Annotated in this window: 24 protein-coding genes; 19 read left to right on the top strand and 5 right to left on the bottom strand. The window is 58.0% G+C overall.

Features of this window, described 5'->3' with window-relative positions; translation table 11 throughout:
- Nucleotides 1-1167: 1167 nt before the first annotated feature.
- The gene (locus tag HZS54_RS06555; protein ID WP_179921174.1) at nucleotides 1168-2355 is read left to right on the top strand and encodes an orc1/cdc6 family replication initiation protein; all 1188 of its coding nucleotides are present in this window, start codon (nucleotides 1168-1170) and stop codon (nucleotides 2353-2355) included.
- A gap of 569 nt (nucleotides 2356-2924) precedes the next feature.
- Nucleotides 2925-3851 (top strand): DUF955 domain-containing protein, encoded by a 927-nt coding sequence (locus HZS54_RS06550; protein ID WP_179922957.1) that lies wholly within the window; start codon nucleotides 2925-2927, stop codon nucleotides 3849-3851.
- Between the two features lie 151 nt (nucleotides 3852-4002).
- Here HZS54_RS06550 and HZS54_RS06545 read toward each other — a convergent pair whose 3' ends face one another.
- Nucleotides 4003-4188 carry a hypothetical protein gene (locus HZS54_RS06545; protein ID WP_179921172.1) on the bottom strand — a complete coding sequence of 62 codons (186 nt, stop codon included), beginning with the start codon at nucleotides 4186-4188 and terminating at the stop codon, nucleotides 4003-4005.
- A gap of 581 nt (nucleotides 4189-4769) precedes the next feature.
- On the opposite strand from HZS54_RS06545, the gene tnpA reads away from it, so the two are divergent.
- From tnpA to HZS54_RS06505, 8 genes are all read left to right on the top strand, one after another.
- Nucleotides 4770-5159 (top strand): IS200/IS605 family transposase, encoded by a 390-nt coding sequence (gene tnpA, locus HZS54_RS06540; protein WP_179921170.1) that lies wholly within the window; start codon nucleotides 4770-4772, stop codon nucleotides 5157-5159.
- Between the two features lie 2 nt (nucleotides 5160-5161).
- The gene (locus tag HZS54_RS06535) at nucleotides 5162-6316 is read left to right on the top strand and encodes an RNA-guided endonuclease InsQ/TnpB family protein (protein WP_179921168.1); all 1155 of its coding nucleotides are present in this window, start codon (nucleotides 5162-5164) and stop codon (nucleotides 6314-6316) included.
- Between the two features lie 10 nt (nucleotides 6317-6326).
- Complete coding sequence (locus HZS54_RS06530) at nucleotides 6327-7706, top strand: ATP-binding protein (RefSeq protein WP_246391812.1); 1380 nt, start codon at nucleotides 6327-6329, stop codon at nucleotides 7704-7706.
- A gap of 526 nt (nucleotides 7707-8232) precedes the next feature.
- On the top strand, nucleotides 8233-8868 hold the full coding sequence (locus HZS54_RS06525) for a DUF6735 family protein (RefSeq protein ID WP_179921166.1): 636 nt from the start codon (nucleotides 8233-8235) through the stop codon (nucleotides 8866-8868).
- Nucleotides 8869-8970: 102 nt separating this feature from the next.
- On the top strand, nucleotides 8971-9912 hold the full coding sequence (locus tag HZS54_RS06520) for a transcription initiation factor IIB (RefSeq protein ID WP_179921164.1): 942 nt from the start codon (nucleotides 8971-8973) through the stop codon (nucleotides 9910-9912).
- Nucleotides 9913-10299: 387 nt separating this feature from the next.
- On the top strand, nucleotides 10300-10836 hold the full coding sequence (locus HZS54_RS06515; protein WP_179921162.1) for a DUF7342 family protein: 537 nt from the start codon (nucleotides 10300-10302) through the stop codon (nucleotides 10834-10836).
- Between the two features lie 2 nt (nucleotides 10837-10838).
- Complete coding sequence (locus HZS54_RS06510; protein WP_179921160.1) at nucleotides 10839-11273, top strand: toxin-antitoxin system TumE family protein; 435 nt, start codon at nucleotides 10839-10841, stop codon at nucleotides 11271-11273.
- A gap of 192 nt (nucleotides 11274-11465) precedes the next feature.
- The gene (locus HZS54_RS06505; RefSeq protein ID WP_179921158.1) at nucleotides 11466-11942 is read left to right on the top strand and encodes an SWIM zinc finger family protein; all 477 of its coding nucleotides are present in this window, start codon (nucleotides 11466-11468) and stop codon (nucleotides 11940-11942) included.
- A 61-nt stretch (nucleotides 11943-12003) separates the two neighbouring features.
- Here HZS54_RS06505 and HZS54_RS06500 read toward each other — a convergent pair whose 3' ends face one another.
- Both HZS54_RS06500 and HZS54_RS06495 read right to left on the bottom strand, forming a co-directional pair.
- Nucleotides 12004-12414, bottom strand: coding sequence for a type II toxin-antitoxin system VapC family toxin (locus HZS54_RS06500; RefSeq protein ID WP_179921156.1), 411 nt, complete (start codon nucleotides 12412-12414; stop codon nucleotides 12004-12006).
- Entirely contained in the window at nucleotides 12411-12632 is a 222-nt protein-coding gene (locus HZS54_RS06495) for a DUF7557 family protein (RefSeq protein ID WP_179921154.1), read from the bottom strand. The genes HZS54_RS06500 and HZS54_RS06495 overlap by 4 nt, the downstream gene beginning before the upstream one ends.
- Before the next feature lie 283 nt (nucleotides 12633-12915).
- Here HZS54_RS06495 and HZS54_RS06490 point away from each other — a divergent pair, with 283 nt between their 5' ends.
- Genes HZS54_RS06490 through HZS54_RS06465 form a run of 6 tightly spaced genes read left to right on the top strand, consistent with a single transcriptional unit; the run spans nucleotide 12916 to nucleotide 20276 of the window.
- Complete coding sequence (locus HZS54_RS06490; protein ID WP_179921152.1) at nucleotides 12916-13323, top strand: hypothetical protein; 408 nt, start codon at nucleotides 12916-12918, stop codon at nucleotides 13321-13323.
- Nucleotides 13311-15026 (top strand): DUF8186 domain-containing protein, encoded by a 1716-nt coding sequence (locus tag HZS54_RS06485; RefSeq protein ID WP_179921150.1) that lies wholly within the window; start codon nucleotides 13311-13313, stop codon nucleotides 15024-15026. Before HZS54_RS06490 ends, HZS54_RS06485 begins: the two co-directional genes overlap by 13 nt.
- Nucleotides 15023-15871 carry a twin-arginine translocation signal domain-containing protein gene (locus HZS54_RS06480; protein WP_179921148.1) on the top strand — a complete coding sequence of 283 codons (849 nt, stop codon included), beginning with the start codon at nucleotides 15023-15025 and terminating at the stop codon, nucleotides 15869-15871. Before HZS54_RS06485 ends, HZS54_RS06480 begins: the two co-directional genes overlap by 4 nt.
- The gene (locus HZS54_RS06475; RefSeq protein WP_179921146.1) at nucleotides 15864-17258 is read left to right on the top strand and encodes a TrbL/VirB6 family protein; all 1395 of its coding nucleotides are present in this window, start codon (nucleotides 15864-15866) and stop codon (nucleotides 17256-17258) included. Before HZS54_RS06480 ends, HZS54_RS06475 begins: the two co-directional genes overlap by 8 nt.
- 1 nt (nucleotide 17259) lies before the next feature.
- Entirely contained in the window at nucleotides 17260-18276 is a 1017-nt protein-coding gene (locus HZS54_RS06470) for a TraC-like domain-containing protein (protein WP_179921144.1), read from the top strand.
- Nucleotides 18273-20276, top strand: coding sequence for a VirB4 family type IV secretion system protein (locus tag HZS54_RS06465; RefSeq protein WP_179921142.1), 2004 nt, complete (start codon nucleotides 18273-18275; stop codon nucleotides 20274-20276). The genes HZS54_RS06470 and HZS54_RS06465 overlap by 4 nt, the downstream gene beginning before the upstream one ends.
- A gap of 45 nt (nucleotides 20277-20321) precedes the next feature.
- Here the strand turns inward: HZS54_RS06465 and HZS54_RS06460 are convergent, their stop codons facing one another.
- The gene (locus tag HZS54_RS06460; RefSeq protein ID WP_179921140.1) at nucleotides 20322-21539 is read right to left on the bottom strand and encodes an RNA-guided endonuclease InsQ/TnpB family protein; all 1218 of its coding nucleotides are present in this window, start codon (nucleotides 21537-21539) and stop codon (nucleotides 20322-20324) included.
- 71 nt (nucleotides 21540-21610) lie between these two features.
- Nucleotides 21611-21967 (bottom strand): hypothetical protein, encoded by a 357-nt coding sequence (locus tag HZS54_RS06455; protein WP_246391810.1) that lies wholly within the window; start codon nucleotides 21965-21967, stop codon nucleotides 21611-21613.
- Between the two features lie 1046 nt (nucleotides 21968-23013).
- On the opposite strand from HZS54_RS06455, the gene HZS54_RS06450 reads away from it, so the two are divergent.
- The 3 genes from HZS54_RS06450 (at nucleotide 23014) to HZS54_RS06440 (ending at nucleotide 26414) form a co-directional block, all read left to right on the top strand.
- Nucleotides 23014-23322: a DUF8065 family protein gene (locus tag HZS54_RS06450; protein WP_179921138.1), complete on the top strand. Its 309-nt coding sequence runs from the start codon at nucleotides 23014-23016 to the stop codon at nucleotides 23320-23322.
- A gap of 2 nt (nucleotides 23323-23324) precedes the next feature.
- Nucleotides 23325-23936 carry a hypothetical protein gene (locus tag HZS54_RS06445; RefSeq protein WP_179921136.1) on the top strand — a complete coding sequence of 204 codons (612 nt, stop codon included), beginning with the start codon at nucleotides 23325-23327 and terminating at the stop codon, nucleotides 23934-23936.
- A gap of 1209 nt (nucleotides 23937-25145) precedes the next feature.
- Nucleotides 25146-26414 carry an RNA-guided endonuclease InsQ/TnpB family protein gene (locus HZS54_RS06440; protein ID WP_179922955.1) on the top strand — a complete coding sequence of 423 codons (1269 nt, stop codon included), beginning with the start codon at nucleotides 25146-25148 and terminating at the stop codon, nucleotides 26412-26414.
- Nucleotides 26415-26507: the final 93 nt, after the last annotated feature.

Here is a 26507-nt window from a genome sequence, read left to right as displayed (position 1 = left end):
ACAGTACCGCGAGTTTCCATTCCTCTCTAGATCTCCCATCGTCAATCTATACAACCAACTACCGATAGCCTTGGAACACATCGATAGAGGGGTGTGTCTCTCAACCTTCCGCTTTTGTTCACCGCCTACGTCTGATAGCGCCACTGTTGTCTTATTTAACAGATCGCTTTCCTGCCACAGGCTTTGTTACATAAGATCAGCCACAGAGTACCGAGGCGATCCTCAGCTGAACCCGGGTCGGAAACACTCATTCTCCGGCCTTCCGGCGAACTGCGAGTACCGATGGAATTCGAGCGAGTGCTCCGTGTGTTTTGTCTTCGCCCCTGGGGGCGGGGGAGCGTCCCACCGGAAGGTATGTCGACAAACGAACACATCTCCTGTTACGATGGCGTTTCGGCGTTCAACGCGCTTTGCGACCGCTCTTGATATCGTCGTCAATCCGGCACCAAGGTGGAATTCATCGGGTTCTCGAAGTTCATGAAGTCGACAAAACGGATGGTCACGTCAAGCAGCGGTTCAACGAATAGCGGTTCTTGACGTACCACCTCAACCACGTCTCGCTCCCGGCCGAGAATGACTCGCTTAAGTGCAACTATGTAATTTCCGATGATCTAGAGTGACCTCCCACCCCACTGGTTCCGCTGTTAGCTTTGATGAACAACGGTACCGTGTGAGAAGGGAAAGTTCGTGTTCTGAAATGAACGGTCTGTGTGTGGGTCTTGTTGAAGTGTTGTCTGAAAGAACCTTAATACTGGTTCCGTAATAAGTGATTTAAAAATACGTTTGTACCATCGTAGCAGATTTTCTGCGGAGGGGAAGTGAACAGCACCATCTTTTTCAGCGGAAGTGGAGGGATCACTAATTTATGACCTCGGTGAGCGAAGCTGGCACGCCCCTACTATTGATCTTCTAACAGCGGAAGTAGTGGGGTGGGCCTCTTCCCAACAGCGGAAGTAGTGGGGTGGGCCTCTTCCCAACAGCGGAAGTAGTGGGGTGGGCCTCTTCCCAACAGCGGAAGTAGTGGGGTGGGCCTCTTCCCAACAGCGGAAGTAGTGGGGTGGGCCTCTTCCCAACAGCGGAAGTAGTGGGGTTCTGGGTTTATAAAAAACCCAGTACATCGGAAACAGCGGAAGCAAGGGTTAAGTGGTAGCGAGGTACGTATCGAGTATGAGCGATATCAAATTCGTCCCCTCAAATGACATTTTTGCCCGACGTGAGGCTTTACTCGAGGAGTGGACTCCTGACGAACTAGTCGGTCGTGACGAAGAACTCCAGCAGTACCATTCAGCACTTCAGCCAGTGATCAACAACGAGACCCCATCTAACATCTTTCTCTACGGAAAGTCTGGTGTTGGCAAGACAGCAGCCACACGGTACTTACTACGTGCTCTCGAACGGGATGCAGAGTCGATTCCCGAGATCGATCTTCACACAGTAGAGATCAACTGCGATGGCTTGAACTCCAGCTACCAAGCAGCCGTTTCGCTCGTGAACGAACTTCGAGATCCTTCTGATCAGATCTCGAACACTGGCTACCCTCAAGCATCTGTCTACGAATTTCTCTTCGATGAGCTCAACGACCTCGGCGGGACCGTTCTGATCGTCCTCGACGAAGTTGACCACCTCGAAGACGATTCCCTACTTTATCAACTTCCGAGAGCCCGCTCGAACAACGACGTGACGGACACGAAACTCGGAGTGATCGGGATCTCGAATGATCTTGACTTCCGCAGTGGACTCAGCTCCAAGGTTCGCTCCTCCCTCTGTGAGAAGGAAGTCTCGTTTTCGGCTTACGACGCCAATGAACTTCGACTCGTTCTCGAACAGCGGAGAGAAGTCGCCTTCCAAGACGGTGTATTGGAAGACGGCGTGATCGAGATGTGTGCTGCCTTTGGAGCGAAAGACAGCGGTGACGCTCGAAAGGCCCTGGATCTTCTGCTTGAGGCCGGCGATATTGCCCGTGAGGATGGATCAGAAACGATCACCGAATCGTGTGTCCAGCGAGCCCGCGATCGTCTCCAGCGCGATCAGGTAATTGAAGGAATCAGGAACTATTCCCAGCATGGGCAACTCGTTCTGTATGCTCTTACCCAACTCCAAAAGAACGGAGCAACACCCGCACGGACGAGAGAGGTCCAAGACGCATACGAGAAAATAGCGTCTAAGCGCCAGTTATCGCCGGTTTCGGAACGCTCTGTTCGAGATTATCTCGGCGAACTCGAACAACTGGGAATCATCGGTTCGAAGGTGCACAATCAGGGAAAAGACGGTGGAAAGTACAAAGAACACCAGCTCGTCCAGTCTATCGATAGTGTCGAAAATGGGCTTTCGGTCCTCCTCGACGCTGACGCCTGAGCCAGTGGATCAACTGTTCGAGGTCAGACAGTCGACCGGTTGCATGCATCGTGTTGCCCTCCAATTCGATGTACTCGTGGGTGGCGGTGAGCTGTGGCGGCAATGGATCCGGACTATGCGAAGACTCCATTCACCACCTCCAATTTGGCTGGGGGCTCTTCAACAAAGGAATCTGGACCTATTGTTATCTAATCTACTGGGACGAGGTAATTTAGATAACGGATCGTTGGAAATGTTATCCAAAATCTTCTGGAGAATGGATTAGAGAACGATATTGCACACTCCAGTATCCAACTATTCCCAGACGTTGTTAACTGTAATCAACAGCATCAGATTCTGGACTTATGTAACAACTTCTTCTCCAGCTCGGATATTGTTACATAAGACTAGCCGCAAACCATCGGGGCAACCCAGTGGGCTGAATCTGGTCCGGAATCACTCGTTCTCTAACCGTCCTTCGAACTACGAGCACCGGTAGGATGCAAGTGAGCGCTCGCGTGTGTTTTGTGTGCGCCCCCGAGGGGTGGGGCGCGTCCTGCCGGAGGCGCCTCCATCCAATGGAGTCGTTACTGATGGATTCGACCAATTCGTCGGTCTCGTTCGACGAGGCCGACACGCGAGACGCCGAGATGCACAGTGCAATCGACGAGTGGATCGACGATCTGGTTGCGGCCGTCGATGACGCACGGGCCAGCCAACGGTTCCAGGACTGGCTCGATGTCCAGCAGCGCTTCCACGACTACTCCTACCGAAACACGCTCCTCATCAAACAGCAGTGTCCCGAGGCGACGAAGGTCGCGGGGTATCGGACGTGGCAAGAGGAGTTCGACCGGTACGTCACGGAGGGCGAGTCGGCCATCTGGATCTGGGCGCCGATCATCACGACGCGGTGTCCCGAATGCGAGAATTCGCCGAGCTACCACGAGCAGATCGGGTGTGAGTACGACGAGACACCCCCCGAGGAGTGGTCGGAAGGCTTGGTCGGGTTCACGCCCGCATCAGTATTCGACGTCTCTCAGACGGAGGGCGAGCCACTTCCGGAACTGGCGACCGAGGCGGCCGGGGAGGCCGGTGATTTGGTCGGCCGGTTGTTCGACATCGCGGACGCGGTCGGGGTGTCGGTTCGCGTTGTGCCCGACGAAGTGTGGAGGCACGGGAACGCCGACGGCGTCTGTGAGTGGCCGGATGGAGGGGACGAGCAGCCGGTCGTCGAGGTTCGGGACCGACCGGAGCGGGCTGCGATAGCTGGGACGCTGATCCACGAGTATGTCCACGCGCTGTTGCATTCCGGTGCTCTGGACGAGCCCGAACGAGCGAAGCGTGAGGTCGAAGCGGAGGCAGTCACCTACATCGTCGGCCGACACTGTGGCCTCGATATGAGCGGGTCGGCGTTCTACCTCGCGGCGTGGGATTCGGAGTCGGCAGACGCGATCCGTGACCGACTCCAGCGGATCAGTCGAACAGCGGCCGACCTGCTCGGGTTTCTCGAGGAGTGAAGGCATCCCTGTTGGAACACACTCACTTCGGGATCGCAGACGGGTCTGATGCTCTGCTGTCCACTACAACTTGGCGTGTACTACTATAGGGTGTCATTGAACGGTTGGCACGCCCCTCTGCTGACCGCCTGAATTGCTCAATGCAGAGCAGTTAGTCATCGGCCAGTTTTGCGCCGGCTTCGATGAGCAGATACAGTGGAATAAGATACGTGAGGCCAATAGCGACGATGGCGATGACCGGCTCAAGCGGCCCACCGAAGTCCGCTGAGGCTGTTTGGAGGAAAATTAGGACGACAAACCAGAGCGTCAGTGCTTGAAAAAAGTCTGTTTTATTCATCCTGGATGGATGTACGAGCGAACGACATTATCAAATCAGTTCTGGTATATTCGAGGACATACTGAGCAGGTATTCACCTCTAACAGCCCCGAAACCAACTACCTTGTGAACTGTTCTATGACACCCTGGTGTACTACACTAATCGCCGAGTAGTCGAGAGAAGAGTCCACCAGTATCCTCTGTATCGGTTGCATCTTGCATCTCCGTCGACTGTCCCGTATCCGGGCCGGTTTCTGCTGGTCCGCTCAGCAGTTCGTCGACGGAGTACCCGATCCACTCGGCAAATTCCTCGGGTGCGGCGATGTAGACGCTATAGGACTATTGGCTCGGTGGCATCCAGCGGTGGCAACGGCTAACTAGCCAAAGCAAAATAGACTAATTCAGATTAGCCTATTCCAAATTAGACTATCCGGAAGTATTATTCTGCCTCGCGTTCACATTTGACAGCGGTAGCGAGGCGAAAGCCCACCCCTTCAGGGGTGGATGAAGCCGACAACTGAGAATCTGTCCACACTCATAGCCACGGCTGGAGTTAGATGCTTGCATAATATCTTTAGGTGGAGGATTTCTATATACTGACGATGCCTCGTGGGTTCGACAGAGAGCGTACCAACGTCCACAAACTCCAGTACCACTTCATCTGGTGTCCGAAGTACCGCAAGTCGGTACTCGAAGGTGAGGTACGTGACCGTCTTGAAGAACTCATAGAGGAGAAAGCCGACGAACTCGCCCTCGAAATGTTGGAGTTGGCGATTCGTCCCGACCACGTACACCTGTTCATCACGGGCGACCCGACGCTCGCCCCGAACAAGATCATGCAGCAAATCAAGGGCTACTCTTCGCGCCACCTCCGCGATGAGTTCGACTTCGGCCTGCCGTCACTGTGGACGCGCTCGTATTTCGTCTCAAGCGCAGGCGACGTGTCCAGCGAAGTCATCGAGGAGTACATCGACGCCCAAGCAGGTGAGTAGTCGTGCAAGGAACCGTCTCGACCACGGTGCGGGTCAAACTCCACTCGCTGACCAACAGGAAAGCCGACCTGCTCGCCCGTGAGTACGAGGCGTTCCAGACCGAGGTTCACGGCGGCGACGCCGATCTCTACTCCGCGACCGACCAGCAGGCGTCGAAAGTCCAGCGGCAGAAAGACCCGAACCCAGACACCGAACAGCCTGTCGTCCTTCGCAACGACGTGTTCGACGTGGCCTACGACGAGGACACCGTTCTCTCGTCGTGGTGGGTCAACGTCCCGGTCTACGACCCCGAGCGTGGGCAGGGAAACTCCATCTGGTGTCCCGCCCATGTCCCACACAAGGACGAACAACTCGTGCGCGAGGGCGACGTTCGGGACAGCGAGCTGGTGCGCCGTGACGGTGACTGGTACGTGCATCTCGTCGTCAAACGGTCTGTGACCGTCGCCGACGAGTACGACGACGTGCTGGCTATCGACATGGGCGCACGGTGGGTCGCAACCTGCGCGTTTCTCTCTGACCGCACAACCACCTTCTACGGTGAGGAGGTTCGCCATATCCGTGAACACTACAAGCAGTTGCGGAAGTCCATCGGGAAGGCGAAGCCTCGACAGGGACAGCAGGTAGTCGAGCGTATCGGTGACGCCGAAGCGCGGAAGGTGGACGACCGCCTCCACAAGATTGCTCGGCAAATTGTGAAGGACGCCGAGGAGCGGAACGCGGTCATCGTCGTGGGCGACCTCGGCGGGATTCGCAGGAATAACGATAAGGGGCGGTATGTCAACGACAAGACCCACAAGATGCCGTTCGCCCGCCTGCTCAACTACATCGAGTACAAAGGCCACGACGCGGGTATCGACGTGCAGTTGGTCGAGGAACACGACACGTCGCAGACGTGCAACCGCTGTGCCTGCGCGGGTGTCCGAGCAACGCAGGGGCGCTTCGAGTGTTCTGCGTGTGGGCTGGACGATAATGCGGACAAGAATGGTGCGCTGAACATCGGCAAACGAGCCTTGGGCAAGTTCTCGAAACCGCTGTCCGAGGCGGGGGCTGTACTGGCACAGCCCGAAACGCAGGTCATCGTCCACCGTGACGAGGAACCTGCGAACCTTTCCGTTTCCGTGGGTTCAACCCCCAGTGGGGGAACTCCACGGCTGTAGCCGTGGGATGATGTCAGACAGCTGCTACGAGTCAGACAACGCCGAGATGGTTGTCATTTTTGGCCGCCGACGCCTCGGAAAGACCCAACTCGTCCAACACTCTCTGAATAACCACGACGACGCCGTCGTTTATCAGGCGACCGAAACCACATCGTCGCTCCAGCTCAACGAGTTCGTTGATGTCGCCGCCGAGACTTTCCCCGGGATTACGGAGATCAAGCAGAACTGGGAAGCACTCCTCGGGTACCTCGGTGACCAGGGCGCTATCGTCGTCCTTGACGAGTTCCCGTACCTCATCGACGCTGACGCCAGCCTTCCGTCCACCATTCAGCGCCTCTGGGATCAACGACTCCAAGACACTGCTGGATCATTCGTGCTCGTCGGCTCCTCGATCAGTATGATGGAAGAAGCAACCCTCCTCGGCAATAGTCCGCTCTACGGCCGGTTCACCGAGAAACTCGATCTCCGCCCGCTCGACTTCGGCGCCGCCCAAGAGTTCGTCCCAGATGACTACACCCTCGAGGACCGAATCTTCACTTGGGGAATCCTCGGTGGCGTACCATACTACCTCGACGGGATCGACCTGAATCGAGACCTCGGCACCGTCCTTACTGAGGAGGTGCTCTCGCAGAAAGGATATCTCCACAACGAACCCGAGTACGTCCTCCGTACTGAACTTACAGACCCAAATCGGTACTTCGCAATCCTCACCGCAATAGCTGCAGGGAAGGTAACATCGAACGAGATTGCACAAGCCGTCGGTATTGAGGGAAAGCAAATCTCGACGTACACACAGAAGTTAGAGCGGCTGCGGCTCATCAAGCGCGAGGTTCCGATCACCGAAGAGAAAGCGAAATCCCGTCGTGGCCGGTACCGCCTCCTCGACCCGCTCTTTCGATTTTGGTTCAGATTCGTCTATGGGAACGAAGATCGCTACGAACGCCTCGGCGAGGACGCCTACGAGGCGGTTATCGAACCCGAACTCCCGGACTTTGTCAGTCAGGACTTCGAAGAACTATGCCAGAATGCTCTCCCGGGCCTGTATCCGGAGAAGACGTTCCTCGACATCGGCCGGTGGTGGTACCAAGAGCACGAAGTCGACGTTGTCGGAGTCACTACTGACGGAACGATGGTCGTCGGGGAGTGCAAGTTCACGAATTCGCCCCTAGACTACGGTGCGCTCGCATCGCTTGAAGAGCATGCTGCGGAGATCCGATGGACGCCCGACGAGGGCGGCGATGTCGACACTGAGTACGCGCTCTTCACGCGGAGCGGCACAACACAATCGGTTCACGAGGCTGTGTCTGACCGAGACGACCTACAATTGTTCGATCTCGAAACGCTACAGAGCACGCTCGAGGGCGGTCCTGTGAAGGCGAGACATGGCTGAACAGTTCGGAATGTGGTCTTCCTGTGGGAAGGCCCGTCGGAGGCGGCATTTCAGCGCTCGGATGGGAAGTCTGGTCGCACCGAAACAGTAGGAGACACCGGCGGCGTCACCGGTGGTCGTCAGCAAATCTCGACAGTCGGCGTGTCGTCGTCGGCGTGAAGTGTGCGGCAGTCGTCCCGACATGGTCGGGGCGAGCGCGGTCGTCGTCGGGCGAATGACAAGATTTTCGCGCTCGGCCGTCAACGGGTCGTCAGTCGACATCCTCGCGAAACCCCAGTGAATCCGATATGTATCCATCGATTCTTCACATTCTTAACAGCTAAAGCCGTGGGTTTTCGCCTCGCTACTGCTGTAATCCGCAGTTTTGGGCGGTCGAGCGAGCGACACCCACAAGTGGAATTTCGATTTCCGAAATCGTATTTTCTATATTCGAGCGGCACGCGAAGTTACTGTCAGCCGACGCGACGCTGGCAGTTTTATCGCCCCCCGTGAGGGCTGCGGGGGTTCCTGACTCCCGTGAGTACCAATGGGACATCGCGCACTTATTGCGTACGAACGACCGGACAGCACGTACAACCTGCATTACTCGCACTGGGGCGCCCAGCACCTTAGACTCAAACCTGCTATCACGGCCGAAACGCCGTTCGGTGGCGACGACCCGAACAAGTCACTCCAGACGATTCACCAGCGGCTCCGCGAAGCCTCAACCGACCGCGGCGTCGACCGTGTCCTCGACGCCCACGAGTTCTCATCCAGACAAGTCGATATCGAGCCGAGAGTGATCGGCCTCACCATCGACGAGATCATCGACGAACAGCTCGATTTCCTCCACCACGAAGCGTTCTACGTCGTCGATAGCGACCACACAGTCACCGCCTATCGCACGCACTGGTTTGGCCTGCAGTACGACTGCGGGACGATCGACGACGCTCTCACGGTCGGCAACGGCGCGCTCAGAACCGTCCGGTGGTACGAGGGCGAGCCAGTCGGTGACGGACACGCACAGGGGGAGTTCCGCGGGCTGAAAGACACGGTCGGCGATATGCTGGATCGGGGCGTCCTCTCCCACGACGAGGCGATCGAGTACCTGGCGCGGAAACTCGACGAGTGGGTCGCGAAGACGGAGGAGTTGATCGTCCGCAGACCGCAAACTGTCGAGTAGGCTGTCGTAGTTCACTCGAAGGCTGGCGTGTCGCCACGGTTGGTTTATTCCCCCCGAGAGGGGTGCGGGGGGCAGGACAGACTCGCCTCGCGCTGAGTACTGATGGCAACGAGAGATCCCTTCGAGGGCGACTTCGACGAACAGCACGACAATTCCATCTCGGCCGACGACTGTCCCGAGTGCGAGGGCCGACTCACCACGGACGCCGGGGAAACCCGGTGTACCGACTGCGGACTCGTCATCGAGGCCTGCAGGGTCGACCGACGCGGGCCACGGACCTTCGACGAGGACGAGACCAACCGAGAACGCACCGGGGCGCCGATCACCCAAGCCCGACACGACCGTGGACTCTCGACAGAGATCGGGCACAAGACGGACGGCAAGGGCAACCGACTCTCCAGCGAGAAGCGACGGCATCTGGGCCGCCTGCGCCGCGAGCACACCCGCGCGAAGTGGCAGTCGAAGGCCGAACGCAACCTCGCCTATGGCTGTACGGAGATCGCCCGCATCGTCGGGGCGATCGACCTGGATCGTGATCACCGCGAACAGGCGAGTGCGCTCTTCCGGTCGGCCCAATCGGCGGACCTCCTTCCCGGTCGCTCGATCGAGGCGTTCGCCGCGGCGACAGTGTATGCGGTCTGTCGCTGTTCCGACGCCACACGGACACTCGGCGAGGTGGTTTCGGTCGCACAGTGTCCCCGCAAGAAGATTACCAACGCCTACACCGTTTGCAACGACGAGCTCGGACTGCCGGCCCCACCACAGCGTCCACGGGAGTTCATCGCTGGACTTGCGTCGGCAATGGACGTTCCACCCGAAACAGAGCGCCACGCACGCTCGCTCGCCGAGCAAGCCTGGACCGCGAAGGTGAGTATCGGCGTCCATCCGGCAGGGTTCGCAGCGGCCTGTCTCGAAATCGCCTGTCGGGACCACGAAGTCGAGATCCTTCAACAGCGGGTAGCGAACGAGGCCGACGTGAGCCCGGTCACGGTCCGGACCCACCGTGACATCATCGAGGGCGAACGTGAGGCGTGGGAGGCATGACGGTGGCGTGGCTCCGTTCCGTCTTCCTAGATCGGTCTTCGAAGAGTGAGGTTCTCTACGAATGTCGCCACTGTGGGAAGGGCGTCAACGACAGGACGGACGCCTGTCCGTCCTGTGGCCATACGGGTATCGCGACGTACGAACTCGGCTGAACGGACCGCACAGTCAGTTCGTCGGTACGACATGGGTGTTCTCGTGTTCAGCCGCCTATTCGAATTCGAGTGTCGGCTCAAATCGGAACGCAAGCACCCTCTAACACCGTCGAGTTTGCGGTCAGATCAGTACGCTCTCTCAGACAGATTTCGATACCATCGAAGCAACAAAATCGGTCAGTGAACTAGCGACCGTGGCCAAACATATTTACAGATACAACACACATATATGAGTATGAGTGGATTCGGCCCGGATCCGTCGGACGACGCAATCGAAACAGAACGGGACGAATGGGCCCAGTCCCAGGATACGCGGGGGCGGATTCGGACTGTCGTGACAGGCTTACGGGAGCCAACAACTGCTGCCGCAGTCAGCGACCAGGCAGAGTGTTCGACGAACGCAGCCCGCAAACACCTAAACGACCTTTCTGATCTCGGCGTCGTCCGACGGATCAAACGAGGGGGGACAACACGCTACGTGCGCAACGAGTCGTATTTCCGGTGGCGCAAAGCGAACGAGCTCGCGAGTACGAACACCGTCGACGCTCTCCTCGACGAACTCGCCGACCTCGAAGCCCGTGAGGAAGCGTATCGAACGCAGTTCGACGCAGCGGTACCCGATGACGTCGAACTACCGGCAGACGGGCCGCACGACGAAATTGAGCGCCAACTAGAGATACTCTCAGAGTGGGAGACGGTCCGTGAAGCGATCGACCGGCACAAACAGGCGCTCCAGATTGCTCGGAACGAAGACGATCGGGCAGCAGTGTAGCGATGGACGAACCGGCTGCACCGATCGACGAACCGGCGCTGGAAGCGATCCGGGACCTCGCACAGACACATTCGTTGGTCAACCGGATTCAGACCGAACAAACCGGATCGACGCTGTCGTTGCTTATCGTCGACCTCGATCGCGACCGCTATCCAGACCAGGTTGCAGACGTCCGTCTCGAGATACAGTGGTACAGAAACGACGACTACAATTTCCACTACGTCGAACACCAGTCCTCGAATCGCGTCTGGCAGTGTCGGTGGGACCGACATCCAAATTCGCATACGACGAGAGCTCATTTCCACCCTCCGCCAGATGCCAGCGCTGCCGATGCGGTAGCTGATCAGCCCCCGGACCGACATCCATCTGCGCTGTTCACGCGGACGATGGCAAACGCCCGGGATCGGATTTCGGATCTCTGGGAGACCGTAGAATGATTCACGTGATAATCGTACTCTGAATAATCATACTTCAAAGTACGATTATCTGTGGATATCCCTTCGAATCGAGACAAGGGCACCGGAGGGGATCGTGTATGGACTCAACAACAAACAGGGTTGACGCGCCGCACGTTCTGTTTGTCGGCGCCACCATGGGTGGGGCGCTCAGAATTGGGCGCTCTCGTATCCATGCACCCACTCGAACAACTGGAGTTCCCGAGCCGAGTCGCAAAGCGTGCCCAGTACGAAGCCTTCGAGTTCACCCTTTCATCTAATGGGGTCGTCGTTCGGAATGGCAGTCACGCGAATCCAGCCGAGCACGAGTATCTCGTCACTGTCGAAGACAGCGTCCCCGCGATCTGCGAGTGCCCGGCCGACAAACAGTACGACAGCGCGTGCAAACACCGGGTTGCGGTAGCGATTCGTCGACCGTTGCTCGATGCCATTGCAGTGACAGACGAATCCCAGCCAGTCGCCGCGGACGGTGGGCAAGTCACGTCATCGGTCGGCGAGTCCGACACCGAAAACGACTCCGTGACCAACACTCGACCAGGGAGTTCCCAGTCGGCTCTGGCATCGCCCGATGACGAGGACTGTCCGGAGTGTCTCGACGACTTCCCGTGTTGGGAGTGTGTCCGGACAGGACGGCGCGATCTCCCGGAGTGATGACTACGATTCGTCCAAAAAGATGCAGAACCTGATCCGTGTAGCTGTCTCAACGCCCGGTTTATCTAACCACTTCGACAATATCGACATCGACCAACTCGTGAATGGCCTGTTTATCAAAGTCATTCTTGTTTGCCGTTGCGAGGGTCGCTCCGTACTCTCGGGCGGTCGCAGCGATCAGAAGGTCTGCAAGGTCCAGAGTAGTATCAGCTGTTGCGAGCCTTGCTCGGAGATTCGCTCCCTCCATCGTGATATCGGCACTTAGGTCAGCAACGGCATCGACCGACTGTTCTGCGTTCCGTCGCTGTCTTTCGATTGTGTTGTGGGAGTCGTACCGTTTGAGATACTCGAAGAGGACGATCGAGGGGAGGATCCAGGGCTCTTCAGCGTGATTGGTGAGAAATCGATCAACAGATGGATACGCTTGTTTAGAGGCGTATCGGCTGAAAATATCGTTGTCCAGGCAGATCATTCTTGGCGACTTGAGTGCCGTTCGAGTGATTCATTCATTTCCTCACGAGCGTGAGCCATGTCCTCGACGACACCGTCGTCAGCGAAACCACCTCTCTCCGCCACATCCTTCTCTGTCGTCGCGAGGCGAGCGAGCAACTCATCATATGTCTCGTCGTCTTGTTTCACCAGTTCGAGTTTTCGTTTTGTTTCATCGGAAATTCGGATGGACGAGCTCATAGTGTATTCGATGTATTCGATCGGAGTATATGTTTCGCTGCCGTAGTATCGATATCGTTCGAGACGGTAGGTATCTGGTAGGCAATTCTGAGTATCTCTCTTTACCTAGTATGTTCTCGCAGAGTATTCACAGTTACTGTGAGTTACTGTCTGTTTCGCCTATTTTTCAAAACCGATCGGGAAGATATTTACCAGACTGCGAGACGATGTGATGTACCGTCGCTCGTAGCGCCATCGTCTCAATATGAGGCGATATCTGGCACGATGAGCGACAGCTATAGACATGAACGACGATACGACGCAGGTAGATTCGTCACAATCGAACCGGTTGGTTGATCGAAGCACGTCGCTCCGGACGCTCGGGATAGCGCTGTCGGCACTCGCCATCGTCGCGGTCGAACCGGCGAGCGCCCAGTCGGTCGGTGAGTCCTTTTGCCAGACGGACATGGCGACGACGATCCGGAATCTCTTCACGCTCATTCAGTTTGGTGGTCCGCTCATCGGCGGGCTCGTCGCGCTGGGGGCGACCGTCGCGATCCCGTTGCTCCGGCGCGTGGATACGAAGAAGGAACTCAAATCGATGCGGGTGCAGGCGATCGTCTGGGGCATCATCGTCGCGCCGCTGGGGACGACCATCCTGCAGTTCCTGCTCACGTCCGTCGTGGCGGGTGGGGCCAGTTGCAGCTTCTGAGTCGCTCGCTCGGCGCCGGTGTCGCGGTTGCCGTCCTACTAGCGCTGAGCGCGCTCGTCGCAACCCAGTCGGTCGCCCGTCCGCTCGACGCCACGGCATTCAGTCCCGACGACGACCACGACCACGGCGACAACCGGAGTTTGTGGTCACGTGACCGGGACACGATCAATCGCTCCGCACTCCGGAACCAGACGGGCTCGGCAACGAACTCGCTGGCGGCCACGACGGATATTCCGTTCAACCGGCCACCCGAAGCGGTCGCAGCGTGGAATCGCGAGCAACTCGCCGAGTTCCCGACTACCGACGACAGTTCATCGGTCCATCCACCGGGCGCAACGCTCGTTGACGGACGATTCATCCGCGACGCCTACACCGCGATATTCACGGTCCAGCCGTCGACCAAGGCACGGCTGACGCCGAACGACCAGCCGCGATACGTTGCCCCGGAGGGCGAGCTCTTCGCGACGCTGGATTACCGGGTCGCTGTTCCGCGTGACTCGGAAACTGCGACGGACCGTATCACGTGGTCGCTGCAGTCGCACGATATCACAGACCTGCAGCTACTCGTCGACGGTCGTCGGGAAGCCGAACAGGAGGGAACACGGACCCCACGGTTCGACTACGACCTCACCGAGCATCCGGGGACGAATCATACGCTCACCGTCACGGCGAATCTCACGGTCGAACTCCAACGCCAGCACGACTACTGTACGAACCTCACGTCTGCGGGCACCTGCACCGCGTGGGCTACCCGGACGACGACCGTAACCGAGACCATCACCGTTCGTGACTCGCGGTCAGTGTCGGAATACCGACTCAGCGTTTTCGGCTTCTACGCCCGGTATCCCAACGGCGATCTCGGGCTGGCCATGTTCAAGACCGAGCCCTGGCTGGGCTATTCGCTGCCGGAGGGGCGAGTCAACGGCGTCTGGCGGTTCTACTCCGCACGCGATCCCAGCTGGGACCGGCTCGTGACTTCGACGGCGACCAACACGACGACAGAGCACTCGCCGATCCACCCCCTACGAGTGTCGGCGTATCCGATCAAGACGGGCCCGACCGCGTCGCCGGCCGAGACGGTGTCAATCCTGGAAGTCAACGGGCAACAGCGGGAGCCGCCCACGTTGTCGCCGACGGTCAACCTGGACGTGCTTGAACAGTCCTACCGGACGAGCTTCAGCCTGATGACCCGCTTCGAGACGCCCGACCGGACCGTCTCGGACGTGACCGCCCACGGGCTGGTCCGCGGTGTCCAGACCGATGCCGACCCGCGCATGTTCGAGGAAGTGCCGATCCACCGGAGTAACCTCACGCTCGCCGTCCTGAACACGACCGCACGGACCGCAACCGTCCGTGTCTCCTTGCGGGACATCGAGACCGGCGAGCCGATCGAGACGGCCGCAAGCGAGGGCTATGTCGTCCTCGGGGACGAGCGCGTCCAGACGGGCGCCGACGGGACGGTCACGACGACGATCGACCGGCCAGCCGGTGCGATCGACGCCCGCTTCGAGCCGACTGAGTGGTGGCTGCGACAGACCGGCTACGTCGGCGATTCGGATACGGTCTCCGTCCAGGGGACGGTACTGTCGGTCGTCACTTCGATCTATCGGGCTGGGGTTCCGGTCGGGCTATTCTTGGTGGCCGTGTTTCTCATCGATCGGATCACCGGACTGCCCGTGTGGCCTCCATGGAGGGGACTATGACGGGTGAGAAGGGCTCTCGGCGGCGGTTCCTGAAAGGCGGGCTTGCGCTCACGGCAGCGGGACTCGCCGGGTGTTCGGGTGACGGTTCGACCGGGACTGAAACTAAGACTCCGGAGTCCGTCTTTGAGGAAACCTCGATTTCGGGAGCCACGCTTGAGGTCACCCTTCGGGAGGACCATGAGATCTCGACGGTCAACCTGATCGATCCCTCCGGGTCGGTATTCCAGTCGGCACAGGTCGCGGCTGGTGCAACGACGGTCGGGTTGGGGCTGTTCGATTATAGGCGAGGGTGGCACTACACCCCCGGCGATCACACGCTCGTCGCGGTCAAAGAGGGAGAGGAGATCGCGTCGATGACGGTTCCGCTGGTTCCAGATTTGGAGATTACCGATGTCACGCCCTACACTGATGGGCGGCCTACTCCGTCGAACCGAGCGAATCTCCTCGTCACCGTGGAGAACACAGGAACCGGGCCAACGTGGATCTACTACGTTGGGTACGAGAACGCACCCCATTCGGCAGCGAACCGTATCCCCACGACTGACTACGCTAGATCAACGCCCCTGTTGAATTTCGAAAAACCGCAGTCAGAAGACGAAGTGATATTACAGCCCGGGAACTCGACGATACTTCGGGGAATCCGCTCGCCGCTACTCCTCTCGAAGGACGACCACTGCAACGGTTTAGAGGTCAATCTGACCGTGATTGTACCCACTGGAGTCGGTGAGAACGGTCAACGAGAACTCCGAGCAGTCCTTGATGGAGATCCCGTCCGCGCAAACTTCCGTGGAACTTGCAGTGACATCCAAATTGAACCTCGTGATGGGAGGAATCCCGATGAGTAATCGATCGTACTGGGCCCATCTACTGAGTATCTGTATTGCTCTCCAGTTTGGAATAGGGTCTGTTAGTGCTCAGAGTGACGGGAGCGGTGGCGGTGCACTCGGAGATACCATCATCTGGGCGATCAAGAACGCCCTCAGAGCTCTCTTTGATCCCCTCAAGACGATAGTCCAGAACAACGCGAATAATGCCCTGAGTGTGGCCATTGGGACACCCCATCCGAACGCCGTGTTCGTCGCTCCGACGAACAACCCATGGACCAGTATCTATGGCTATTTCTGGGATGTACTCACCCCCCTTGCACTGCTACTATGGGCCCTTTCTGTAGGCATCGTTATTTTCCTCGAATCGACGAGTTACCTCTTCAGTAGCTATCATCGTACGAAATTGAAGCGCCGTGCCTTCGCTGGGCTATTAGGTATTCTCGCATGGTGGTGGATGGATGCGTTTGCGCGTCAGTTCACGAATGAACTGGCCATCTTTCTTGCTCCAGACCTATCGAATATCACGCTCTTCGAGACGCTGTCTGTCTCTGGCGTTGGCGCGTTGGTGACGGCAATCACCCTTTCAGTGGATTTCTTCCTGATCGCGCTTGTCATCCTCATCTACTTCATTCGCGAAGTAGTTCTCTACCTCTTCACGCTCCTGATGCCGATCCTGATTGCGCTATGGATTCCCGGAGTCGGACCGTTTAGCCTCGTCTCGAAGTTCATGAAGCGAATGGCTGGATTCTACGTTCCATTCCTCTTCATGACGGTACCGGTCGCACTTCTCTTCCGCCTTGGACAAATTCTCGGGGAGAACTTCGGCTTCTCGGTAGAGGGACTTGGACTCTGGCTGACTGCCCTCATCATCCCCATCGTCGCGATCGTCTCGCCGTTCGTCCTGTTCTGGCAAGCCGGGTCGATCTTCTTCATGGCCCAAAGTGCTTCCCACCACGCTTCGACACGACGTGCCCGGACGCGGATGAGCGGGACGAAACGCCGTGCTGGGACCGTCGCCCACCGGGGACGCAACTTCTCCCGTGGGGCACAGGGCAAGTCCGCACTCAAGGCAAACGGGCAGGCGGTGTTGGGCTCCGGCGACTCCCGCGCCCACGCGACAGGCTCGCGGCTCAACGACGCGGGGTCGCGACTCCGTGGAGCGCTGGCATCCTCGTCCAGTGCGGCCGGCGACCGGGACGGTGGCGCGACGGACAACTCCACAGCACGGTCGGGCTCCACCCCGGACAGTACTGCTTCGGACGACGGCGCGGACGATGCCACGATCGAATCGAGTGACCGACGCAACCAGACCTTCGACGCCCTCCGCGACGACGCTCGCACGGGCGAGACGAACGATAGTCGAGATAGTGACGCGATCGACGACGAACCCCGCTACATCCGCTAAGATGGACGACCACAATCCCGCAAAACGCATTCCGAAATCGCTCGGTACCGACACGAAACTACTCGGCAGCTACACGATGACCGATCTGGCCGTCGCGCTGTTCCCCGGCGTGGTTGTCGTCCTCTGTGTCCAAGTGCTCCTCCCCGCGGGGATGACCATCCAGGGCCATCAGGTGCAGACGCTTGCACTCCCACTCGCGGGCGTGATGATCGGTCTCGGCGCACTCTTCGTCTACCTGACGCCGGCGTATACGACCAGCGCCGACTGGGTCACCTCAATGGTGTCCTTCCATAGCCGCGCCACAGACTCCGACCACGAGGCCGCCAAGGAGTACACCCGGATCGAGCGGGTGTATCCGCGGCGGAACGCGATCGAACGAACCGATGGCGCGGTCTTCGGGCTCGTGCAGGTCATCCCGCCGACGATGGCGCTGGCGACCGACGAAGAGTGGGCACAGAAAGCCGAGAGCTTTCAGGACTTCCTGAACACGACCGTCGAGTTCCCGATCCAGATCTACTCGACGACCCAACCGTTCCCCGTCGACGACCATCTCGCTCGCTATGAGGCGCGGCTGGACGATCCCGACGTTGAGGCGAATCCCCAGCTGGAAGCGCTCATCGAGAACTACGTCGCGTGGTACGAGGCCGAACTCGACGAGCGCCGGATGACGATTCGCGACCACTACGTCGTCGTTCCGGTCACCCCAGCGGAGGTTCGGTTCGACGACGCGAGTCTCGCCGAGCAACTCGCCGCCGTTCCCGTCCTCGGGCTGGTTGTTCGCGAGCTGTACGCGCCGCGCGAGGCCGCCGAACGCGAAGCGCTGATCGACGAACTCGACGACCGCCTCGACCGAGTCCGGGCAGGCATCCGTGGTATCAACGGCTGTACAGCACATCGCCTCGACGCGACGGAGGCGACGAAGGTGATCGGGGAGTACTGGAGCGACGAGTCGATGGAGTACGGTCAGCTGGAGCAGGTGCTTCGGACCCGTGGGATCGTCGGAGGGCCGGACCGATGATCGAGATGCTGCGCTCGGTCCTCCCCACTCGTGAGGACGCGGCCGACCCCTCTGAAGCGTCCGAGGGGCCGAAGCCAGACGACACTGAAGCGGCGGTCGGAGTGGCCGGCGACTCGACTGGTGACGCGACAGCGGACGTGAGCGTCGACTACGACCCGTCGAGTTCGAACGGGGACGTGGGCGTCCCGGATGTCTCGGATATCCACCAGACGGTCGTCACGCCCTCCAGCATCGAACGCGAGCCCAACGTCGTCCGGACGGGCGACCAGTGGGCACAGACGCTGTGGGTCGGCGAATACCCCGATACGCCGATGGACGGCCTCTTCGAGTCGTTGTATTCGACGGCAGACACGCGGCGGACGGATATCAGTCTCCACATCTCGCCACGGGACACGACGGCGACGCTCGACACGCTCGAAAACACGATCGAGGACCTGCAGGCCGACCGGGAGTATCTCGAGGAGAAACGACGGGCTGGTGCCCGCGGCATCGAGAAGGACATTCAGGACTTCCAGGCGTTGTACGACGCCCTCCGGAACACGTCGATGAGTGCGTTCGACGTGTCGATGTATCTCGCCGTCCAAGGCGACTCGAAGGACGACCTGAACGTCGACGGCGTCACGAGCACCGCGCGGCAGTCGCCGACGAATCTGACGCCTGTCACGCCGCGGTGGACGCAGTTAGACTCGTTCGTGTCGGCCAGCCCGGTCGGCGTGGACAAGTTGAACGAGTCGCTGGACACGACGACGCCGATGCTCGCCGGCGCCGTCGGCGCGATGTTCCCGTTCGTCGCGGGTGCCTTTGCCGAGCCCGGGATCGAATACGGGACCTACGCATTGAACGAGAGCCCGTTGATTCTCGACCGGTTCGAGCGGGAGACGGGGTACTGTGCGATGGTGATCGGGCAGTTGGGGGCTGGGAAGTCCTTCTCGACGAAACTCCAGTTGTTGCGACGGGCGATGTACGATCAGGACACGGTCATCATCATGCTCGACCCGCTGGAGGGGTTCGCCGGCGTGAACGAGACGCTCGGCGGTGAGCGCATCACCGTCGGTGGGACTCGCGGCATCAACCCACTCGAGTTGAAGGCGACCCCATCTGAGGTGCTCGCCGATGCGCCGGATGTCGATCCGTGGTCCGAGCAGATTTCGTGGGTGCTCACGTTCTTCGAGACGTTTTTCGAACACGTCGCGACCAATCCCCTCGCCGACCGCAAGCAGACCCTTCGCCGGGCCGTGCAGGAAGCCTACGACCGGAAGGGGATCACGCGGGCGCCATCGACCCATGATCGGGAGTCGCCGACGATTCGCGACGTGATGGCCGTCCTCGAAGATATGCTGGATGCCCCGGGTGAGTTCGGCTACGCGACCGCGGGTGAACAAGAGAGTGTGCAGGGAGATGCACAGTCGCTGTTGACTGACCTTCGGCCATCGTTCCGTCCCGGTGGTGATCTGGCGAATCTTGCGGCGCCGACGGAGTTCGATCTGGACTCATCGGTATTGTATCTCGACCTGCACCAGGAGGAAGGCGCGACCGGCCGGTCGGAGACGAGTCTCATGATGCAGGTGCTGTTCAACGCGGTGTACGAGCGAGCGAAGGGGACGGACAAGCGGGTCGTCTTTGCCATCGACGAGGCCCACTACCTGATGAACGACGCCACCTCGTTGGAGTTCCTCGAGACGGCTGTGCGTCACAGTCGCCACTACGATCTGTCGTTGCACTTCATCACGCAGACTGGCGGGGAGTTTGCGTTGACGCCCGAAGCACGAACGATCGCCAATCTCTGTTCGTTGACGCTGATCCATCGGGTCCAAGAGGAGACCGAGAAGTTAGCGGAGTGGTTCGGGTTGAGCGAGCGGGAAGTGAATTGGATCCGGACCGCGAAGGCCGGCAACGACGAAGACGGGTTCTCCGAGGCGTTGCTTGGGATCGAAGAAGAGGGGTGGTTCCCGCTTCGGGTTCGGGCGAGTGACTTCGAGGTCGAGAGTCTCGATCAGTAAATCGCCTCGGGGTCAAGCCCCGAGGCTTTCGCGTGGACTCCCGTTCTATGCCTCAACCGAGGCAGGGGGTACGTACTCCCCACTCACGTTCAGCGTCCCGCGATTCAAGCGCACATCTACGGGTGCGCCTCCGTCGCCTGCGTTTTGCCTGCGACGGAGATACTGCAAACCGATGTTCTTGGAAGCGTTGTAGTCGGCGTGGTTCTCATAACCACACTGCTGACACTCGAACGACTCCCCGTTACGGTTATCGTCGTGGGTAAACCCACACGTCGAGCAACGCTTCGACGTGTTGCGCGGGTCAACCTGTATGGCCTCGATTTTGTGTTCTTCGGCCTTGTATTCGACGTACTCGTAGAGGCGTCGGAACGCCCAGACGTGTTGCCACGTCGCCTCGGGAATGTTCTCCCGAATGTGGGTCAAATCCTCGAACACGATATGCGAACAGTCGTTCTCGACGGCCTCCTCGATAAGTTCGTTCGCCACCGTGTGCAGGTGTATCTCGAACCGCCCGGACTCTTTCTGCCCGACTGACTCGATGTTTTCGTGGGCGTGACGAGAGCCACACTGCTGGAGCGATGCACGGCGTTTCTCGTACTCTTGACGCCAGTGGTTGAACTCGTCTGCCGGCCAGAATCGCCCCGTCGAAGCAACGGCGAGGTTGTTCACGCCCAAATCCACACCAAGGACTGTTCTGTGCTTGGACTCGGATTCGGACGATTCCTCGTCTGCTTCGACTTTCCGCATCGAAGCGTGGAGATACCAGTCACCGTCGTGATACTGCAAGTGTGCCATCCGAAACTCGAAGTCCTCGTCAGAGACGTACTTGGTCGGCGGTGTCTCTGAGTCGTCGGGAAGGATGTAATCACACTCGACGCGCCCGTCTACGGTGGACAGCGATACGTGGTCGCGGTGGAACGTCGCGCTCCGCTTGTCGTACACCGCGCTGTCTGCTGAGAAGTGCGGTTGTGACGTATTCTCGCCACGTTCGAGACGCGAGACTCCGCTTTTGACGGCTTCGACCGCCCTGCGAATCCCTTTCTGGACGAGATTCGCAGTTAGGTCGGTTTCGTCGCGGAGCTGGTCGTAGAGGGCGCGTTCGGCTTTCGCTTTCGAGGTGACGTGGTAGCCGTCGTCGCCGTGCCAGCACCACTCACTCGCGGTGTTGGCACAGTGTTTGAACTGCTCGACAGTCTCTTGAAGGGATGCGTCGGCTCCTTCAGGAGTGTCGAGTTTGATGACGGCGGTACGACGGTATTCCACTGTATTTTCACATATACGGCCGATGTTACTTATGCATTTGGGTCCGGCTTGCCATCGTAGCATGGTTTGTGTCATCTGGTGTCGACTTCCTCCCTGACCTCAAGGGTCGGGGTATCCGCCTTGTACCGCCTGTGAACATTCGAACGGCGTTCATCAAGTAGCGAGTCAGCGAAGTCGCGGCTCGAGGGCGCTTCGATGAGACCAGTCATCCGCGTCAGCCGCGAGAAGAAGAAGAGGGTTTTCAGCTCGTCACGCTCTTCAGGACTAAAACTTGGGGTCCTATCGAACGCGTTGAGCGCTTCCTGAACCATGTATGCATTAATTGCAGACACTGTCTCTCCGCATTCTATTTCATTTAGAATACGTTCTGCCCGAGCGTTCGTCCTCAGCGTTCCGAATACCCAGAGATTCGTATCAAGAATCTTCACGTGTGGTCGACAAACTCTCCGGCTGTATCCTCGCATGCTGTCTCGACAGCCTCCGATAGGTTCTCCTCGTCAACGCGTTCTCGGAGGGCGTCAAGCCGATGCTGGAGCTCTTCATCAGGAAGCGGCTCCTGTTCGGCGCGAGCGAGGATGTCACGTACGCTATCTCTGTTTACTGTTTCAGAAGCGGCTCACAGATAGATCTTAGGTAACAATCCGGACCTACGAGGGCCTATTGTTACATAAGATTCGGTAAAGGGGAAACGCACCGCAAGCGATTTTATTAGCGCCACCAGGGGCGGAGCGCTCTCGGTAGGGTGCTCTGGAAACCAGCATGCATCCCCTCAACGAGCTCGAGTTCACGAGTCGTGTCGCCAAACGGGGCCAGTATGAACCTTCGAATTCACGCTCGCCTCCACGGGTGTCCAGGTTCGCAACGGCAGTCACGAACACCCGAGCGAGCACGAATACCTCGTCCGCATCAGCGACAGTGTGCCAGTTTCGTGTTCCTGACCGACCGACGAACACCACGAGGGCGCATGCAAGCATCGCGTTACGGTTGCGATCCGACGACCACTCGTCGATGCGATCGCGGATCAGAGAGATCCCAAGTCAGTCGCTCCAGACGGTGGCCAGATCAAGATTGCCACCGATTCGAATGGTGGAGAGGGGACCCCCGACGAAGCGTGTGGGGAGTGTCGCGATAACGTTCCCCGATGAGGCTGCGTTCGCACCAGGAAGGAACCACTTCCCAAGTAGGACTGGACATCGTACACCAACGATTCGCTCTTGTGACGCAGGTTGTTGATATCTCGTTCTGTGGTTCCGGGAAAGAGTTCAACCGGTGTGAATCAGTGATGCCGGTGTTCAGCAGTGGTCACTGTGGCAGTTACCGACCACCAAAATCGCAAGACAACGACCCATCAACAATGAGCTACGCAAGAGCGACGAATATATTTTCTCAAGCCGTAGCCCAGTAGTGGAATTTGTGATGACACGGATGGCGCGTCACAACATCTATTGCCGTAGGGAACGAACGAGTCGGTAAGATGGCGACGAACAACGACAAAATCCAGTTCCGAGGGGAAGCTGAGAAGGAAGCAACGCAAGTCGTCGACCAGATGCGTCTCGGGGGGATAAACATTAGTGAGCTTGCCCGACAGGGGCTCCGCGAGAAACTTCGAGAAGCCCTTTCGGACGAAGAGAAAATCACGCTTCACCAGCAGTACAAGCAGGGAGACATCTCTAAAGACGTTGCAGAGATTCTTCTCGATGATGGCCTAGAGGAGATCGAGCGCGAGCGGAACGCCTTTGAGGAAGCTTCAGAACTTGATACGACTGGGGTATTCCAAGAGTAGCGATGACGGATGATGAAGTGCGCTCTCCGATTATCGTCGATACTGACGCACTGATCGCTGTCGCAAACACAAATCTCTGGTCTCATCTCACGAAGACCCTGAATCTGACGACAACGAACGTCTGTTACCAAGAACTTGAACGACACGTTCGAAAGAACTCTGAGTATGCGCCCGAAGGGACGAGAGAGGAATGGGTCCATCACGGGAGCAAAAAGGCACTTGAGCCGTTCGCTAATGACGAGAACGAATCGTTTGCTGTAGTTCCATGTGTTCCTCGTCCGCACGGAGAAGATGCGGGAGAGAAGTCAATTCGCACAGAGATTGAACAGAACACCGACTTGTATCGATTTGCGATTTTGATGGATAAGCACGGCCGTCGGTCAATCAATCGTATCTTCGACGACGCAGAAGAAACGACCGGAAAGGCCGTTGCTCCCACGTTTTTACTGTATCTGTTACTCGATGCCGACAAGTGTACTGTCGAAGAGTTTTGTCAGGCCTGCGGTGAGATGCTTCACGGAGAAGGATGGACTGGGTACCAGGCGATTCAAGCGGCATGGGAAGCAATCCCGGTTGATTGCTCGGAGTATCTATCGGACAGACTACTCTCCTGAACCTTCTTCATCCTCTATCGCCCCATCCGAGCCTTTCGGGGCGTACTTAGAACCCCTCTGATGGAGCGCACAGAAACTATTTACAGCAACCCGCCATCTGCTATTACAGATGGTTGGTGTCCCGTCGATCGGGTTCTATAGTAATCTCCAGAGGTCTTTGCTCACTCATCTCTGCAGAACATCGAAAACTGACAGAGAATACCTTTCTACACCGTTTGGGCCAGAAATGACTTCCAGATTCTACTATAGCCGGGAACCCAATCACGTCCGTGACTGATGGTTCTCGGTTAGAGACCAATGACCGAGAATACCGACCCAAGCAAGTCCGACCAGACAGAGTGTAGCGACGCGTCTCCCCAGCGCCTTGACCCTAACGAAGGATCATTCTGCAGGGATACAAGCTCTTCCCCCACGTGCGAGGCGTGCGCTACTCCCCACTGTGCTGAACTCCACGACATCTGTCTCGGGGAGAAAGAGTACGATGTGTGCGGTGATTGCTTCCAATTGCTGGTTGACCAGATTGAGCGATATTACTGGTGGGAACGCCTGACTGAAGCGCACTACAATCGCGCCGCGAAGTTTCTTCGGTCGCTCGATGAGATCTGGTGTGTCAAGGCTCAAGCGTACGCTGGCGGTGAGTTATGGGTCCATACGCCCTACTGTGACGCGGCAGTCGTCAGAGATGTTTGTGACCACTTTGGGTTCCAAATCCGGTGGTTCAGCGTCGCATACCCATGTGACGATGGATTTGACTGCGTCTCCGAGCACGGACCTTGTATCGAAATCAATCTCACCTACACGAATCGAACCTCAGATCCGCTTCCGATAGAATACGATATCCAAGACGATGTGACGTACCACGAGGTCGAGTGGCTCGAAAATCAACACCGCCTGTTCGACTCAACGGCTGATTGGGACGGACCATCCAAAGATGAATTGCAGTAGCACTATGCACAAATAGATACAATCGGGAGCCGACATTGGATCCGCCGCAGTATAGTGAAGGGAGAAGTGAAGGAAGAATTAGCCATCCAATCGAGCAGGGAAAAGGGAATTATGGAAGTTTCAAGGCCAAAACCTCGCCCTTTAGGGCGGGGATACAGCCGACAACTCCTCCACTAACCACGTTCCATGGCACTGCTGGATATTCTACGCCCAGTCGTTGGATTTAATATACAATCTCTCATAACTGGTTATGAACACAGTCCGATGCTGGAAACAACTCGCACCTATCGAGCGAAAATAGTTAACCACCAACAGGTGAGTGACGACCTCAACCAGTGCGGGTTCTCCGCGTCGAAACTGTGGAATGTCGCCCGATACTACACGCAAGGCCGATGGGATGAAGACGGGGAAATACCCGACGACGGCGAACTCAAATCCGAACTCAAGGAACACGAACGATACAGTGACCTACATTCTCAGTCAAGTCAGCGAGTTCTTGAAGAGCTTGCTGAGTCGTTCACCGGTTGGTACAAAGCACGCCAACGCGGAGACGAGGACGCCAACCCACCGGGCTATCGCAAACACGGCGACGAACACCCGCGCTCCACCGTGACGTGGAAGCAGAAAGGCATCAAGCATGACACGAAGCACAACCAACTTCGTCTAAGCAAGGGATTCAACCTAAAGAACCACCGCTCAGACTTCATCCTCTGTGAGTACAAAACACGACCAGACGTGACTGTGGAGAACATCCAGCAGGTTCGCGCCGTCTGGAACGGCGACCGCTGGGAACTGCACCTCGTCTGTAAGGTCGAAATTCCCGTCGAGGACGCACCGGGAGACAACACGGCGGGGATCGACCTCGGCATCAAGAACTACCTCGCGATCGCTTACGACAACGGTGACGCCGAGTTGTATCCGGGGAACGTGCTGAAACAGGACAAGCACTACTTCACTCGTGACGAGTACGACACAGAGGGCGAGAACGGCCCGTCACACCGTGCGCTTCGCGCCCGACAGAAACTCTCGCGTCGGAAAGACCACTTCCTGCACTCGCTCGCCAAGCACGTTGTAGAGCGGTGCATCGGCCACGAAGTTGGTCGTATTGCCATCGGTGACTTGAGCGAGATTCGTGAAGACGAGAACGGAGAGTCACGGAACTGGGGTCGAAGCGGGAACAAGAAACTCCACGGGTGGGAGTTTGACCGCTTCACGACGCTCTTGGAGTACAAAGCAGAGGAACACGGAATCCTTGTTGACCGTGTTTCCGAGAGAGATACGTCGAAGACGTGTTCGTGCTGTGGACGGAAGCGTGACGCCAACCGTGTGGAACGTGGCCTGTATGTCTGTGAATCGTGCTGTGCAACGATGAACACGGACGTGAATGGTGCGGTGAATATTCGCAGAAAGATAACTCAGAATCCTCCAACGGAGGATATGAGTAACGGTCGTTTGGCACGGCCAGTAGCCTACCTGTTCAACCAAACCTCTGGGTCGTTCCGCCCGAGGGAACAGGTGGGTTGCGAACCGTAATACCCCAACGCTCGGGAATCCTCGCCCTTCAGGGCGGGGAGGATGTCAACGGCGAAGACATTGAATCAGGATACACAACGATACATGACGCTG

Origin of the sequence: Halosimplex pelagicum (assembly GCF_013415905.1) — an archaeon.
Classification (GTDB): Archaea; Halobacteriota; Halobacteria; order Halobacteriales; family Haloarculaceae; genus Halosimplex; species Halosimplex pelagicum.
This window is presented reverse-complemented; position numbering and strand designations above follow the sequence as displayed.

What these genes read in the sequence shown, in the direction of transcription:
- HZS54_RS06555 (WP_179921174.1), top strand. Translation starts at nt 1,168, where the DNA reads ATGAGCGATATCAAATTCGTCCCCTCAAATGACATTTTTGCCCGACGT.
- HZS54_RS06545 (WP_179921172.1), bottom strand. Translation starts at nt 4,188, where the DNA reads ATGAATAAAACAGACTTTTTTCAAGCACTGACGCTCTGGTTTGTCGTC.
- tnpA (WP_179921170.1), top strand. Translation starts at nt 4,770, where the DNA reads ATGCCTCGTGGGTTCGACAGAGAGCGTACCAACGTCCACAAACTCCAG.
- HZS54_RS06530 (WP_246391812.1), top strand. Translation starts at nt 6,327, where the DNA reads ATGTCAGACAGCTGCTACGAGTCAGACAACGCCGAGATGGTTGTCATT.
- HZS54_RS06525 (WP_179921166.1), top strand. Translation starts at nt 8,233, where the DNA reads ATGGGACATCGCGCACTTATTGCGTACGAACGACCGGACAGCACGTAC.
- HZS54_RS06520 (WP_179921164.1), top strand. Translation starts at nt 8,971, where the DNA reads ATGGCAACGAGAGATCCCTTCGAGGGCGACTTCGACGAACAGCACGAC.
- HZS54_RS06515 (WP_179921162.1), top strand. Translation starts at nt 10,300, where the DNA reads ATGAGTGGATTCGGCCCGGATCCGTCGGACGACGCAATCGAAACAGAA.
- HZS54_RS06510 (WP_179921160.1), top strand. Translation starts at nt 10,839, where the DNA reads ATGGACGAACCGGCTGCACCGATCGACGAACCGGCGCTGGAAGCGATC.
- HZS54_RS06505 (WP_179921158.1), top strand. Translation starts at nt 11,466, where the DNA reads ATGCACCCACTCGAACAACTGGAGTTCCCGAGCCGAGTCGCAAAGCGT.
- HZS54_RS06500 (WP_179921156.1), bottom strand. Translation starts at nt 12,414, where the DNA reads ATGATCTGCCTGGACAACGATATTTTCAGCCGATACGCCTCTAAACAA.
- HZS54_RS06495 (WP_179921154.1), bottom strand. Translation starts at nt 12,632, where the DNA reads ATGAGCTCGTCCATCCGAATTTCCGATGAAACAAAACGAAAACTCGAA.
- HZS54_RS06490 (WP_179921152.1), top strand. Translation starts at nt 12,916, where the DNA reads ATGAACGACGATACGACGCAGGTAGATTCGTCACAATCGAACCGGTTG.
- HZS54_RS06480 (WP_179921148.1), top strand. Translation starts at nt 15,023, where the DNA reads ATGACGGGTGAGAAGGGCTCTCGGCGGCGGTTCCTGAAAGGCGGGCTT.
- HZS54_RS06475 (WP_179921146.1), top strand. Translation starts at nt 15,864, where the DNA reads ATGAGTAATCGATCGTACTGGGCCCATCTACTGAGTATCTGTATTGCT.
- HZS54_RS06470 (WP_179921144.1), top strand. Translation starts at nt 17,260, where the DNA reads ATGGACGACCACAATCCCGCAAAACGCATTCCGAAATCGCTCGGTACC.
- HZS54_RS06465 (WP_179921142.1), top strand. Translation starts at nt 18,273, where the DNA reads ATGATCGAGATGCTGCGCTCGGTCCTCCCCACTCGTGAGGACGCGGCC.
- HZS54_RS06450 (WP_179921138.1), top strand. Translation starts at nt 23,014, where the DNA reads ATGGCGACGAACAACGACAAAATCCAGTTCCGAGGGGAAGCTGAGAAG.
- HZS54_RS06445 (WP_179921136.1), top strand. Translation starts at nt 23,325, where the DNA reads ATGACGGATGATGAAGTGCGCTCTCCGATTATCGTCGATACTGACGCA.
- HZS54_RS06440 (WP_179922955.1), top strand. Translation starts at nt 25,146, where the DNA reads ATGCTGGAAACAACTCGCACCTATCGAGCGAAAATAGTTAACCACCAA.